Annotated in this window: 14 protein-coding genes; 4 read left to right on the top strand and 10 right to left on the bottom strand. The window is 49.1% G+C overall.

The features are described 5' to 3' along the window. Positions 1-25: 25 nt before the first annotated feature. The 7 genes from ACFVRY_RS24090 to ACFVRY_RS24120 all read right to left on the bottom strand — a co-directional run bounded on the left by ACFVRY_RS24090 (position 26) and on the right by ACFVRY_RS24120 (position 7168). A complete protein-coding gene (locus ACFVRY_RS24090; protein WP_066377223.1) occupies positions 26-718 on the bottom strand; it encodes a sugar transferase in 693 nt (230 codons plus the stop codon). 57 nt (positions 719-775) lie between these two features. Further along, complete coding sequence (galU, locus tag ACFVRY_RS24095) at positions 776-1666, bottom strand: UTP--glucose-1-phosphate uridylyltransferase GalU (RefSeq protein ID WP_066377222.1); 891 nt, start codon at positions 1664-1666, stop codon at positions 776-778. A 42-nt stretch (positions 1667-1708) separates the two neighbouring features. Next, a complete protein-coding gene (locus tag ACFVRY_RS24100; protein ID WP_387502833.1) occupies positions 1709-2350 on the bottom strand; it encodes a CpsD/CapB family tyrosine-protein kinase in 642 nt (213 codons plus the stop codon). Further along, entirely contained in the window at positions 2334-3074 is a 741-nt protein-coding gene (locus ACFVRY_RS24105) for a YveK family protein (RefSeq protein ID WP_387502834.1), read from the bottom strand. The genes ACFVRY_RS24100 and ACFVRY_RS24105 overlap by 17 nt, the downstream gene beginning before the upstream one ends. A 301-nt stretch (positions 3075-3375) precedes the next feature. Further along, positions 3376-4011: a response regulator gene (locus tag ACFVRY_RS24110; protein WP_066377216.1), complete on the bottom strand. Its 636-nt coding sequence runs from the start codon at positions 4009-4011 to the stop codon at positions 3376-3378. 23 nt (positions 4012-4034) lie between these two features. After that, positions 4035-5480, bottom strand: coding sequence for a sensor histidine kinase (locus ACFVRY_RS24115; RefSeq protein ID WP_387502835.1), 1446 nt, complete (start codon positions 5478-5480; stop codon positions 4035-4037). 827 nt (positions 5481-6307) lie between these two features. Further along, on the bottom strand, positions 6308-7168 hold the full coding sequence (locus ACFVRY_RS24120; RefSeq protein WP_387502836.1) for an AraC family transcriptional regulator: 861 nt from the start codon (positions 7166-7168) through the stop codon (positions 6308-6310). Positions 7169-7249: 81 nt separating this feature from the next. On the opposite strand from ACFVRY_RS24120, the gene ACFVRY_RS24125 reads away from it, so the two are divergent. Both ACFVRY_RS24125 and ACFVRY_RS24130 read left to right on the top strand, forming a co-directional pair. Then, positions 7250-9178, top strand: a complete 1929-nt coding sequence (locus ACFVRY_RS24125) for a beta-N-acetylhexosaminidase (RefSeq protein WP_387502837.1) — start codon at positions 7250-7252, stop codon at positions 9176-9178. Positions 9179-9269: 91 nt separating this feature from the next. Beyond that, positions 9270-9599, top strand: a complete 330-nt coding sequence (locus ACFVRY_RS24130) for a hypothetical protein (RefSeq protein WP_387502838.1) — start codon at positions 9270-9272, stop codon at positions 9597-9599. Here the strand turns inward: ACFVRY_RS24130 and ACFVRY_RS24135 are convergent. Both ACFVRY_RS24135 and ACFVRY_RS24140 read right to left on the bottom strand, forming a co-directional pair. Continuing rightward, the gene (locus tag ACFVRY_RS24135; protein WP_387502839.1) at positions 9575-10657 is read right to left on the bottom strand and encodes a Gfo/Idh/MocA family protein; all 1083 of its coding nucleotides are present in this window, start codon (positions 10655-10657) and stop codon (positions 9575-9577) included. The two genes, ACFVRY_RS24130 and ACFVRY_RS24135, sit on opposite strands and share 25 nt — an antisense overlap. Beyond that, positions 10650-10988, bottom strand: a complete 339-nt coding sequence (locus tag ACFVRY_RS24140; RefSeq protein ID WP_387502840.1) for a hypothetical protein — start codon at positions 10986-10988, stop codon at positions 10650-10652. Before ACFVRY_RS24140 ends, ACFVRY_RS24135 begins: the two co-directional genes overlap by 8 nt. Before the next feature lie 112 nt (positions 10989-11100). On the opposite strand from ACFVRY_RS24140, the gene ACFVRY_RS24145 reads away from it, so the two are divergent. Next, the gene (locus tag ACFVRY_RS24145; RefSeq protein WP_387502841.1) at positions 11101-12045 is read left to right on the top strand and encodes a hypothetical protein; all 945 of its coding nucleotides are present in this window, start codon (positions 11101-11103) and stop codon (positions 12043-12045) included. A gap of 67 nt (positions 12046-12112) precedes the next feature. Next, the gene (locus ACFVRY_RS24150; protein ID WP_387502928.1) at positions 12113-12355 is read left to right on the top strand and encodes an NHLP leader peptide family RiPP precursor; all 243 of its coding nucleotides are present in this window, start codon (positions 12113-12115) and stop codon (positions 12353-12355) included. A 16-nt stretch (positions 12356-12371) separates the two neighbouring features. Here ACFVRY_RS24150 and ACFVRY_RS24155 read toward each other — a convergent pair whose 3' ends face one another. Further along, complete coding sequence (locus ACFVRY_RS24155) at positions 12372-14246, bottom strand: ATP-binding protein (protein ID WP_387502842.1); 1875 nt, start codon at positions 14244-14246, stop codon at positions 12372-12374. Positions 14247-14367: the final 121 nt, after the last annotated feature.

Raw genomic sequence — 14367 nt, forward strand, 5'->3', positions numbered from 1 at the left:
CGGCATTCACCTAATTTCCACAAGATTAATAAGCATCTTTGGACCCCAGAAGCATGAGGCCGGTCTTCAAGATAATTTTCAAATCTAGCATCGTGCTGCGGATATGAATATAAGTCAAGTCGAGCTGCACCATCTCGTCGAAACCGACACTGTTACGGGCATTGACTTGCCAGTAACCCGTGCACCCCGGTGTGACGGTAAGGCGTTGTTTGTCATATTCTGTATACTGCGCTACTTCTTCCGGTAGCGGCGGACGTGGACCTACCAGGCTCATATGACCCAGCAACACGTTCCATAGCTGCGGCAGTTCATCTATGCTCGTCTTGCGCAGGAATCTTCCTGTTCGTGTGATCCGCGGATCGTTCTTGATTTTGAACATCGCTCCGCTTACTTCGTTATAGGCCAGCAGTTGCTCCTTCAGCTCCTCGGCGTTAGATACCATGGATCTGAATTTGTACATCGGAAACTGCTTTTCGTGCTTGCCTACACGGTTCTGCCGGAAGAATACTTTCCCCTTGGGATCTTCCAGCTTGATCATAGCAGCCACTACCAGGAACAGCGGCAGCAAGACGAGAAGGCCAAGGGCAGAACAGAAGACATCGATCATCCGTTTCATTACCAGATAGGAATCGGAATCTTTAGCCTCCTCCTTGGCATGCAGCATGTAAAGTTTCGGCAGGACGTACTCATAGTCTTCCGGCAGTTTTTGCATGCTCAACTCTCCTCATGTTCACAAATTTTGTTAGCTTGCCGGATCATTCCGGCGGGCTGAAGCTTATCCTGTCAGGGTGGTTTGTCCGGCTTTGCTTAGCCATTCCGCCATAGCATCCATCACGGGGTAACGTAGATCCTCGTTTTGCAGCGCGAATTCCAGGGTAGTCAAGATATACCCGAGCCGTTCGCCAACATCATACCTTGTACCGTCGAAGTTATAAGCGTACACTCGCTCACTCTGGTTCAGCTTTTGAATGGCATCCGTCAATTGAATCTCGCCACCGGCGCCTGTTTCCTGCAGGTCCAAGTACTTGAAAATCTTCGGCGTAAATACATAACGACCCATGATCGCCAGATTAGAAGGGGCAGTGCCGAGCGGTGGCTTCTCTACAAAGTTGTTCACCCGGTACAGCTGTCCATCCTGAAAATCAGGCTCAATAATCCCGTAACGGCTCGTTAATTCTTCCGGAATTTCCTGCACACCGATCACCGAATTCTGCGTCTCTTCATATTGGTCAATCAGTTGCTTCAAGCATGGAGTTCTGCCAGTGACAATATCGTCGCCAAGCATAACGCCAAAGGGCTCATCACCAATGAAACGTCTGGCACACCAAACGGCATGACCCAGACCCTTCGGTTCCTTCTGGCGAATGTAATGAATCTCCACCTTGGAAGAACGCTGAACCTCCTTCAACAGCTCCAGCTTACCGTCTTCCAGCAGGCGGGACTCCAGTTCAAATGCGTTGTCAAAATGATCTTCAATGGCTCTCTTCCCTTTACCGGTAACAATGATGATGTCCTCAATGCCGGAGGCAATAGCTTCTTCCACGATGTACTGAATCGTGGGCTTGTTGATAATGGGAAGCATCTCCTTAGGCATGGCCTTTGTGGCAGGAAGAAAGCGCGTACCCAGACCTGCTGCAGGGATAATTACTTTTTTCACCTTTTTCATCGCACTCTACCTCCTAAAAGTTTGGATAGCCTGAATGTATCGTTATTTACTCTGGTTCATGGTAATACCGAGAATGTTGGAGCCGGTCTGCTCCAGTAGTGCCTTCAGCTTGCGTAATGAATCACGCTTGGTTCTCCCATACTTGGCGACAAGGATCACTCCATCCGCCTGGGGTGCCAGAATTCGGGCGTCACTGTAAGCAACGGCTGGAGGCGAATCCACCAAGACGAGATCATGACTGTCTTTGAGCACCTTCAGTAAAGCGGACATCTTATCACTACCTAGTAGATCCGGCGGACTAACTACGGCGTGCCCTGCCGGGATGACAGTAAGATTGTCGAGCTTCCCCAGAACAGGAATCTCATCCGCTTCTTTTAGCCCGTCGAGGTAAGCTGCTAGCCCATCGCCGCCGTCTACCCCGAATACAGTGTGAAGTCCCGGATTTCGCAGATTACAGTCGACCACTGCCACTTTCTTGCCATCCTGCACAAAGGATACCGCCAGATTCGACAAAATCGTCGTCTTGCCTTCGCCCCTCTCTGCTGAAGTAAAGAGCAGCACTTGGCCACCGTCTTTGTGCAGCAATCCAAGCTGCCGGATATAGGTACGTAACGAACGGAACGATTCCGAAATATGTGAAGAAGGATTAAAGTCTGTAATCAAACTGCTATTTAGCGGCAGCATAGGTGCCCTCCCCTACTCTCTCATTGAGACCCGCACCCTTACTCAGATCGCGCTTGCGAATGGCCGGGATGCTGGCGATGACCGGAAGACCAATCTCAATCTCTGCTTCCTTCTCCGAGCGGAGCGTGCTGTTCAACGTCTCCATAAGGAGAATGATGCCGAGCGCCGCCATGACCGAAACGACAAAGCTGATGACAATATTCATCAGGATACCTGCATTTGCTGCAACTGGCTTGTTGGCCGGATCAGCCGGTGTCAGAAGCATCACATTGTCCAGCTTCATCAGTGATGGCAGGCTGCGGATGAAGGTCTGCGACACGGCATTTACAATGCCGGCTGCTTTGGTATAGTTCTCATCCTCCACACTGAGATTAATCACCTGGCTTTTGTCCGAAGACTTGATCTCCAGCTTCTTTCTCAGCTTCTCTTGCGTCAGGCCGAACTCGGGATGATCAGCCACAACCTCCTTCAAGATCGTTGGAGATTTGATGATCTCCTTGTAGCTCTCGATGAGATTGAGGCTGAAGTTCAACTCGTTGAGGTTGCTACCTGCGGGCACATTTGCAATGTTGTTAACAAGCAACTGTCCGGAGGCGGAGTAGACGGGTACAACGAAGTTTTTGCTGACGTAGAGGGTTGTAGCACAGGAGATCAGTACAAATACCGTAATCAGCCATAACCTTTTCTTGATCAAATGAATATAGTCCAGAATCGTCTTTTCCACAGTAACCCTCCTTCCGCATAAAATGCTTTGAAAGCATCCATGAAATTTTCAGTTATCTTACTTTTATTCTACCGATCACTTCACGTCCCCACATGGGCCATATCTTTACTTTCCGTTTCACTTTGGGATAAGGTGGCATACGCCTTTAGAGGGGGGGATGGTATACTTTAGTGCCATATAGATAACATAAGACACTGTTCAGAAATTGTTCAGGTTAAGGTGCTAAGCTGTGTAGGCATAAAAAAAGAACACGGACCCGGTGTCCGTGTTCTTCTGGTAATCCCGCCTGAGGCGAGTTGCCTTAATCATATGACATTTCGAATTTCGTCAGTCCAACCGCATTGGCATATAGCGCCGCCTGTGTACGGTCGGCAACCTGCAGCTTCGCCAGGATCTGGCTGACGTGCTTCTTCACTGTAAATTCACTGATAAAGAGTCTTGAGGCAATCTCCCGGTTGCAGGCCCCCTGCCCAAGTTCGATCAGCACTTCCTTCTCCTTCGGCGTCAGCTCGTCGGTCGGGCTGCTGCCCGTCATCCGCATCTTGTCCTCCATCAGTCCGGGGTCATAATATTTCCTCCCCTTGTGTACCAACTGGATGGCGAACAGCAATTCCTCAGGTAGTGCCTCCTTAAGCACATATCCGTCGACGAGCACCTCCTCTGCCTTAAGGAAGTCTTCCCTACTAGCAGACGAAGTTAATAGAATAAATTTGCTGGAAATCCCGCGTGTACGTGCCGCCTTGATAACATCCAGTCCCGACTCATCGGCCAGCTTTAGATCAATCAGCACAAGATCCGGCTGCGTCTCCTCAATCACAAGCAACGCTTCCTGGCCATTTGTAGCCTCGCCTGCAAACTGCACATTAGGCTGCATCGAAATGACCGCTGCCAATCCTCTTCTCACCAACGGGTGATCATCTACAATGACGATTTTCACTCAAACGACCTCCTGCCTAAAATTTATGCATTTTTCAGTTCCGCCGTGCCGACAGGTATCAGGATCAATATTTTGGTACCTGCATTCCTACTGCTTGATAATTGAAAATCGCCACCCAGCGACTGGGTGAGATACTGCATATTCTTCATGCCGAGTCCGCCAGTACTTTCTTCAGATTCGATGTGTAGCAGAGCCGCATCGAATCCGGTCCCATCATCAGAAATGGACAATCTGATCCACTTGGGCTTCAGAGAAAGTTCAACTTCCACTCGACTTGCCGCCCCATGACGGATGGCATTGCCTGTAGCTTCCGAGATAATTCGAAACAACGCCTTATGGTAAGGGTAAGGAAGACTGAAGTCGTCCCCCGTTATTTTAAGTTCAATCTCTACATCATTCAACCTGGATAAGCTTTTTAGGTGCGAACGAACCATACCCAGCCAAGTAGGCCCACCGCTTTTCTTGGAACTGAGACTGTAGATGGTGATTCGCAGCTCCTTGGCAACCTTGGTGGCTGATTCATGAATCAGGTCTATCTGCTCCTCCAGCTGATAATCGGGCAGCTTCCTCCAGGTCTGCTTCAGAGAATGCGTCGCGTAGACGATCCCGAATAGGCTTTGCGACACACTGTCATGCATCTCGTCGGCAATTCGATTCTGTTCATTCGTGATGATCAGCCGGTTTTCGATAACGCCCAGCTCATGACGCTCAAGAATGATGGCACTCAGTTCCGACAGGAACATCAGCTGCTGAATGTACCATCTTCGCCCTTCCAGACCCTCCGCGAATTCCAGCTTCACGCCGATCATACCTACAAATCGGGTACTCATGCGGACAGGCATCAGCAGAAAGTCACCCAGTCCCGGTAGACTCTTGAATACGGGATCACGCTGAAGCCGCCACTCATGTTCATGCTTCTCGAGTTCGGAGAAAAGGAACAGCTCATCCTCCTGATGCCAGCCCGTCTGCCGGCTCTCCGGTGCAGGCTCCCCGCTTTTTTTGGCAAACCAGAACAACGCCTTATCCAGCTTCGTAAGCTTCACCACATAGTCCGTAATCACCTGGCCGATATTCATGAAATCATGCTGGCTGGAGGTCTCAACGATATGGTATAGCGATTTGATCTGTTCGAGCGTCTCTTTGGTCCTAGCGTTGGCTTCCTCCCGCTGACGTTTGATTCGGGCCACCATCTGCATTACTATAAGAGTAAGTACTAGTGCCAGAAACAGGTTCCCGTTCTCAAGAACGGCTGCGGCGAAAGACTTATTCGCAGAATTGAGAAAAAGGTAACAAAAAGCGATAACTATGCCGATATAACTAAGAAGCAAACTCCAACCAAAGTATAAGGACAATGATCCTGCAGCGATGAGAACGGGATTAAGTACATAAAGCCTAAATGGGCTGTCATAGCCCCCAGTAAGTAAAGTAAGCAGAATAATCAGCGTCATCTCTGTGCTCACAGCCAACATTAGGATCCGCGGTCTGTTTCGGAGCCTTCGGTAGCCCATAACGAAGCCTTGGGCCAAGATAAATAACAGAATGATAATAAGGGATTTGTATAATACGGAAGGTCCCGTCGGTTTAAAAAGAAACATCAATGACGTTAGGGACAATGAAAAACATCGGTAAAAGGCAACCATTTTGTCTTCCGCAGTTGATTTAATATTCATTCCCACCACCCTGTTCCCCCAGTTTTGTGGAAAATGTCAGCTAAATTTGTGCTTTGTTAAAAGCATCATACATGAGAAAAATCACAATAACAAGTTGAAGGCATTGTTGTGAGCGTTTACATTACAAATAAATAACGTGAAAACGCCCTTCTTTTCTGGTGGATAAGCTATTTGTATCCAAATATCGAAAAGAAAGCGAATTCAATGTGAAGAATATGTAAGATTCTTATCACAAACAGCCTATCCAATTTGTGGACAGGCTGTTTTTAAGTTTATTTTCGATTTCCTCCAAAAAACATTGCATCCGACGGCTATTCCGACTGCTTGGCAACAGCATCATACGAATTCGAGGAATCACATATACAAATTTGATAACGTTGTCCCTCCACAATATGATACCCCGTGGAAAGGATGCGCAGTGATGATGCTCTGGTGTCTACACTATGGAGATTGTGACAACGGATGCAGTAAAATTCCCTCATGACCTTCATCTCCGCTAATAGTACGTAAGCACTAAAGTAAACTCACTTATATAAAGTAAACAGTAACATTGTTCTATAAAAAAAGTCAACAAGAAACTGCAAATTACGACAAAATAAAGAGGAATAAGCGGAATTAATGTCGTTTTATCCTATGTTTTGGCGACAAAACAGTGGTGAAATGCCCATGTACTTTTTAAACAACCGGGAAAAATAAAAAGGATCGCTATAATGTAACAGTCCCGCAATCTCCTTCACCTGAAGTGAAGTATTGAGTAGCAGATGCTTCGCTTCAGCCATCTTTAACCGGTGAATGTAGTCCTGCAGAGGAAACCCGCTGCTGCGGCGAACCAGACGGCGCAGGGTAGACATGGAGATATGGTGCTTCGCCGCAATCTGGTTCAAGTCCATCGTCCCATAGACACAAGAATTCAGGTCCTCCCTGATCTGAGGCATGGGACCAATCTGAGATGGTCGATTTTTTTCTTCTATTATATATGAACAATCCAAAAGCATCCGTTCGAGACACAACGCTGCCCGATCAGCGTCCTCCGGCGCACCCCCTTCCATCTGTCCAAGTACAGTTTCGAAAACCTCCTGTAGACCCTTGACACCTTCCGCCTGAAATACGATGCCCCCGGCAATAAGACCTGACTCCAACCATTCGGCAATACGCGTACCGCTAAAGTTGATATAGTATTCATCCCAGCTTCCTCCCGGAGCGGGGCCAAAGTTGTAGGTAAATCCCGGACGGAAGAAGAACAAACTACCTTCACGTACCTGCTGCGCCTTGCCGCTGTTCTCCATATAAGTTCCGCTACCGGAGACGATATACACAATCGCCCACTGTTCAAACACAACCTCTGAACGAAATAGTGTTCTTCCTGGCAAATGACCCACCTGCCCGACTCGAATAGGCCTCAGCTTCAACCGAGAGGCATCCACCTTGGGATCTATGATGACAATCGGATAAGGGCTGATCGTATAATCCATGAGCTTGGGCACCATATGCATTCCTTCCTTGGTTTTCTAGTGATATCGTTAAAGAGAAGATGATCATATTCTACATGAATAAGAGGTGGCTACGCTATGCCTAACTTTGTCTCCTTACAGCTTCTCCCCCATCCCAAGTCCTTGGATGTGACCGAAGGGGTCTATGTCATCCCGGCCAACGGCCGAATCGTTATTGCCAATTCTACACCGACCGGGATTTTGCCGGCTGCGCGTAGACTTCAGCGGTTGATTAAGCAAACCTTGAATTTCGAGTTGGCCCTGTCCATTGGTACCCGGTCGATGGTTCAACCAGCTTTCCTATTTAATCAAGATCCCGCTCTGCCCCCGCAGGCGTACGAGATTCATTCTGGAGTGACTGGTGTCCACGTGACTTACAGCTCTCCGCAGGGAGCTTTCTATGCCGTAGCAACACTGAAACAGATTCTGAAGCAGACCGGGAGAAACTTTCCGTTCCTTACGATCCGGGATGAACCGGACTTTGGTGCACGGGGCCTGATGATTGATATTAGCCGGAATAAAATTCCGAAGCTCGACACCCTATTCAAAATCGTGGATCTTATGACGGATCTGAAACTCAATGAATTGCAGTTGTATATAGAAGGTGCACCTTTTGCCTACGAGTCTTTCCCTCAGGTATGGGAACTGGAAACTCCAATCAGCGGTGAAGATATCCTTCAACTGGATGCCTACTGCAAGGAGCGCTATATCGAGCTTGTGCCTAATCAGAACAGCTTCGGACATATGGAGGGTTGGCTCACCCGGCCGGAATTCAATCACCTGGCTGAGATCCCGGAAGGCTTCTCACTACCGGAAGACATGTACTACAGCGAATTTTATCCCGATGGACTGCCTATGCATCCTGGTACCTTTGATACGGAAGACCCTGAGGTACTTAAGCTGCTGGAGAAAATGTACGATGATCTGCTGCCCTACTTCAGCTCTTCCAAATTCAATGTAGGCTGCGACGAAACCTACGAGCTTGGGCTCGGAAAAAGTAAAGCGCTGGCGGAGGAGCAAGGCAAGGGCTCACTGTACTTGTCTTTTCTGCAAAAGATTCAAGAACTGGTGGAAGCCCGCGGCAAAACCATGCAGTTCTGGGGCGATATTATTATCCAGCATCCTGAGTTAATCCCAGAGCTCCCCAAGAATATCATCGCGATGGAATGGGGCTATAGTGCCGAGCATCCATTTGAAGCGGACACACTGAAATTCCGCGAAGCGGGTATTCCATTCTATGTCTGTCCCGGAACCAGCTCCTGGAACTCCCTAACCGGACGTACCGACAACATGCTGGCCAACTTACGTAGTGCTGCTGTTCACGGCAAAACCAATGGTGCCATCGGCTACCTCATTACAGATTGGGGCGATCATGGACATTGGCAGCAGCTCCCGGTCAGCTATGCCGGATTTGTCTACGGCGCTGCACTTGCCTGGAGTGTTAACGATAATCTGGAGGCCAATGTTCCGGAATATCTGAATCAATTTCTCTTTGCGGACCATTCTTCAAGCATCGGACAACTGCTGCTGGATCTCGGCAACTACTATACACTAGAAGCCACCTATCACGGCAACGACTCCGAATTGTCCATGCTGCTGCGCAGTGATCTGGACAATCTGCGGATACTCGGGCAGCTTACGGCAGAGCATTTCGACAAGCTGGAGAGCTACGCTGGGGATATCGCTGAGCGGATCGAAGGGCTGGCACTGCAATGCGAGGATGCAGAACTCGTGCTGCGGGAGCTGCGCAGTGGGGTACACTTCATAAGCCATGCAGTGCATCTTGGCAGATTGAAGCTTCAGCTGGCAGCGGGCCAGAATCAAGTGGACCGCGAGTTGCTCGCCGCGCAGATCCATGATCTGGATCTGCTGCTCCACGAGTACCGGTTGCTCTGGACGCAGCGCAACCGGCCGGGCGGCTTGGCGCTCAGCACCGCCAAGCTGGTCCGCCTGCGCGGCCAGTATGCAGCGCTGGCGTCAGATCTTGCGGAGCCGGCACGCGTGTAACAGTGCCGCACGCCACAAGCTGTGCCTGAAGCATCGGCACAGCCATACAATACAGCAGGCCAGCCTCCGAGATCAGGAGGCTGGCCTGCTTGTGCAGCTGCAAAGCTATCTTGCTGCGCAGATGCGCTTTTGTTCCACTCTATCTTGCTGCGCAGATGCGCTTGTGTGTCGCTCTATCTTGCTGCGCAGATACGGCTTGTGCATGGCTTCATCTTGCTACGCAGATGCGCTTGTGCGTACCGCTTCTTGCTTACGCAGACGCGCTTTTATTCCGCTCTATCTTGCTGCGCAGATGCACTTTCTTCCCGCTGCACGGCGCCATCTGCTTCAAATTTCGGCAGATGGCTTGCAGCAGATTCTCCACACTACCACACCACGCGGTAGTGTGATTGTGTCTCAGCCTTGCAAAGCCCAAGGCTGAGTCTCTGAGGTCACAGCTGTGCCTGTGGCGACAGCCTGATCCAGCAGCAGGGACAAATAATGATCCTGGCTGCCTTCGGCCAGGCTGTAGAAGGACGGGCCGCCCCGCACATAGTCAGCCATCCGGGCCAGACTCTCCGCAATTGCGATCTCATCATCCGTCAGCCGGGCCGGGATAAAGCGATTGCGGTACAACCATTCTCCGTCCGCCACAATTCCTTTAAGATAGAAGCCTTCCAGGTTTCCACCATGTCCCGCATCCATGCGGCGCAGGTTTGTGTACACCGGATTGTCAAAGCTCTCTAACCAAGCGACGTCATGATTAACAATCTCGCCGCGGTCCCCCCGGACAAGAATCCGGTTGCTGCGAATCCAGGAGAAATATTGCTCGCCCGTGAAATCGAACAGGCCTAGCTTGTTCCCGAAATCGAAGAAGGCAATCTTCTGATCCGCCTCCACTGTCTCTTCCACTGCCGGAGGGCCGCTACGTTGCGATCCGTTGATAATCGGGGACAGGAATTCCCGGCCGCTGATGGTCACATTCTGAAAGTCAATGCCCAGTAACTGCCGCATCAGACTGATCCCGTGGTAGCCATGTGCCGCTGAAACTTGGGCCTGACTAATCTCTCCTAGCCGGCCGGATCGGGCCAGCGCAATTCTGGCAGCATGCATCGGTTGGAACAGATATTGCTCGGCAACTTGAATTTTGGCCGCAGCCCCGCCTACTGTCTCCCAAAGCGAGATCAGTCCTTCCAGATCTGAGGCCGGCGGTGTTTCCGTCAGCACAGGAATCTGTGCCGCAGCAAGTCTTCCTATAAATGACGGAGCAACCTCCCGGCTCAGAGAAACTACTGCGAAGGAATAACCTCCTGCCACGATGAACTGCTCCAAATCCGTATATACAGTCACGCCCCAAGCTCTGCTCAAGTCGTCAGCCTTGTCCGGATTCCGCACGTACATCGCGCCAACTGAGAAATGTTCCGGTAGCGCTTTCGCAATCCGCAAGAAAAACTCGGCTCTCCAGCCGCCGCCAACTAATCCGAATACAACCTTATCCATGTTCTCCACCTCTTCCTGTATTCTCTGCTCTACTACGCCGCTCTATTAGATATTCCCAGCGCAGCTCTTCGTATTGGTTTTCAAGCATTTCCCTTTCCTTACGCTCCATTGCTTCGCGCTTTCCAGCCTCTTCTCCACTCTCTTCATCTTCCTCAATCCTCCAGAGATCGGTGAAAAGATAGTCCCTAATCTCTACAATTTTACCGTCCTGGCGTCCACCCTTCCAGAACAATCCTCCGGAGGAACGGTGTAGGGTTCGTCCATCCGGTGTCACGGCTTTCTGACCAATCCGGATCGCCATCAGCATTTGCCCGAAAGTATACCACTCCATGGTCCTATATCTCCCTAAATTAAGATTGAAATCGTCGTAGCGGAACGCTATAATCAGGACAAACGTCCCATTTTATTACATAATATTTAATTTTATGACAGGAGAACCGCCTATGGACTGGCTTTACGCTTATGAGGAAGAGCTTCGCTTAGTATTCGAAGACAGCAGGCGTACCATCTCTGCATTTCCAGAGCCGTTACAAGGTCAAGGCATGTCCTACCTTGATCATTTTAACGTATTTACGGCTGGGAGTCACAAGAACTATATTTGTTATCTGCTCCCCTTCTGGATGAGGGACGGCTACGGTCTACCGGCTGAGGTCACCCGCCAGATGTCACGAGGCAATGTGTTCCTCATGCTCTACTTTTTTATTCAGGATGACATGATGGACGGCCACGAGTCCTTTGCCCGTTCACATTTGCCACTAGCTAATTTGTTCTATGTAGAATTCCTCAAGATTTATCGGCAGCTGTTCCCTTCAGATTCCCCTTTCTGGTCGTACTTTAGTCGCTATATTTCCGAATGGGCCGACAGTGTCAGCAATGAATACACGAGCGATTACTTCAACAACAACCGGGTGAAAATCTCCCATAAAGCGAGTCCGCTCAAGCTCTCCAGCACCGCCGCCTTGCTTCTGACCGGTCATAATGAAGTCGTGACTTCTTCCGAGGCGATGATGGATGATGTATTGTTCACCTTGCAGATGCTGGATGACTACGAAGATTGGGAAGAAGATTGGACATCTGCCAGCTACAACACGTTGCTCTCCCTCGCGAATAGCCATCGACCGGAAGCGCAAAGCGAACTTACACTCGGGGAGGTTAGGAACTTCATTTTCACGACAGGGGGAATGGAACGCTTCGCCGACATCGCAAGAGCTACCAACGACGGACTTTTAGCCTATGCTCTGAACGCCCCTCATTTATATGACTTTCATCAGTTGTTATCAGAAAATTTATCACATATTTCTGCTGCTATCGAGGAAGAAAAACGTCTTTTACAGGCCGGAGGACTCTCTTACTGGCTCTCCAAAAATATGACATATATGCCTAAATAGTAATAGAATTAGAGTAGGCCTTATGTTATACTGATGAGGAAAATATAACCATTTTGGGAAGGTGATTATTTTGTCAGAAGCGATTCTTAGAAATCAATTGATTCAAAAGGCATGGGAAGATCCGAGTTTCAAACAAAGACTGCTCAGCGATCCGAAGTCAGCCATCCAAGAAGCTCTGGGCATCATCATTCCCGACAGCATTACATTAAAGGCAGTAGAGGAAGACTCCAATGAATTCTATCTTGTCATTCCTCCAAGTCCGGCTACTGGCGCCTTAAAAACCGACGTTAAACCACTTGGTTCCTGGTAATACACCAAGATCAACTTCATAAGGAGTGGGAAGCATCCGGACGATCTGCCAGCGGCAGTGTCGTAATGGATTCGGTTCCTGCTCCTTTTTTGCTGGAGAACATAATCTTACCCTGCATAGCCTCAATAATACGGAAGGTTACCATCAGCCCAAGCCCGGTTCCCTTCGTCTTGTTAGAGAAATACGGCTCCCCCAACCGATTTAGCACCTCAGGCTCCATCCCTTCCCCGTTGTCTCTTATATGAATGTGCACTTTATTGCCTTCACCGTACGCCATGATTTCGATGTGACCTTCCTCACCCATGGCCTCGATACTGTTCTTGATAATATTGATAAAGGCCTGCTTGAATTTAGAGGAATTCCCCTTTACCCACAGCTCCCCCCGAACATTCAGATCCATCTTCCCGTTACTCAAATGGCATAGCGGCTGCATAATACTCTCGATATGATGAAATTCCTCATTCATATTCAGGACGCTGATCTGTCCGAATTCCGGCTTTGCAAAGGTCAGGAAGTCAGTGATGATATTAGAGGCCCGGTCCAGCTCACTGATGGCCATATTCAAATATTTCTTCTCGGCCCCATGTGATTCTCCGCCAAGAAGCTGCAGAAATCCTCTTGTTACCTGAAGTGGATTGCGCACCTCGTGCGCCACAGAAGCCGCCAGTTCACTGATGATCTCTAGCTTCTCTGACCGCTGTAGTTCATTGTTGAACAATTCAAGCTCCCGCGAATACTTGATTACCATCTGGTGATTCAGCATCAAGCGACGACCCAGAATGACAAAGAGAGACATGATGAATACGACTAATGCCCATTTCCAATAAACTAAGTCATAGTCTCCCTTGCGAACATAGTACCAGATCAGTTCCACGGCCCCGGTAAGCGCAGCTGTACCGAAACCAATAGCAAAGATAATAGCTTCCTTATTACCCTTGACCGAATAAATGATGACACAGCCAATGAGCAGGATGAACTGAACAATGAGGATAAGTCCCACAATATTCGTGGAAATAAAATAATAGAATTCCACAAAGCGGTTCCCGGATAACCCATTAATCAAAAGCCAGGCCAGACAGAACAAAGAATAGGCGACCTGGAATTTACGAAACCGCCGGATTACTGCACACTTGCCGCTTCCGAAGATTCTCTCGAACAGGAAGGTCAAGGACGGTAGTAATGATAGAAGCGCTATATCCAGCATGACGATACTTACACTGCCAAGATAGCTGTAAAAGGTATAGATAAATGGAGAATAGGTAATGGATAGCACACCTGTGGAGAAAATAACGATGGCCAGGGCCACGATACTGGAGAAATATGCCTGGTTCAGATAAAACACACATACAAACAGAACTAAAGCTACAAAAATAAAGGCGCTGCCCAAAATGACATCCATCAGTCCGTTTCTAACATAATTGTTGAACAATTCGTTATGCTCGCCAATGATCACTTTATCCTTGATGCCGATTCGGTCCTGCAGCGTTTCCGTCCATACATATAACATCTTCCCGCTGTCTCCACTACCGAGCGGTAGAAGTAGAGAATAGTTATCCTTGATGAACGAGCGGTCCCCTTCAAAAATAAGGCGGTTATCCACGAACACTTTGACATGCAGTGCATACAGAGTCTTAATGTACAACGAAGGAGACGTAAAATGTAACTCCGGGATCATCATACGGCTCCAGGCAGCAGAAATACCCGGGGGCAGCGCCATACTGCCTTGACTACCATCCACGGTTGTCCAGGCTTGCCCGTCCGTGATACCCGAAGGCAGTACTAGGCCTGGGACCGGAGCTTGCGGACGACTTTCCCATTCCATCTGCCACTTGGTCATCTCATACGTTGTTCCGGAATTCGCCGCAGATGCCAGTAGTGAGCTACTGATCATCAGAAGAAGGGAAAGTGCCGCTGTTATATGAAGACTTTTCACAAAGACTCGCATTCAAGCACCTCGCGGGGAATATTGGGAGACTCTTTCATGTTCTTACCTTCTATTTCGCGCAAGCGAC

Source organism: Paenibacillus sp. NPDC057934 (genome assembly GCF_042887565.1).
GTDB lineage: Bacteria > Bacillota > Bacilli > Paenibacillales > Paenibacillaceae > Paenibacillus_AQ.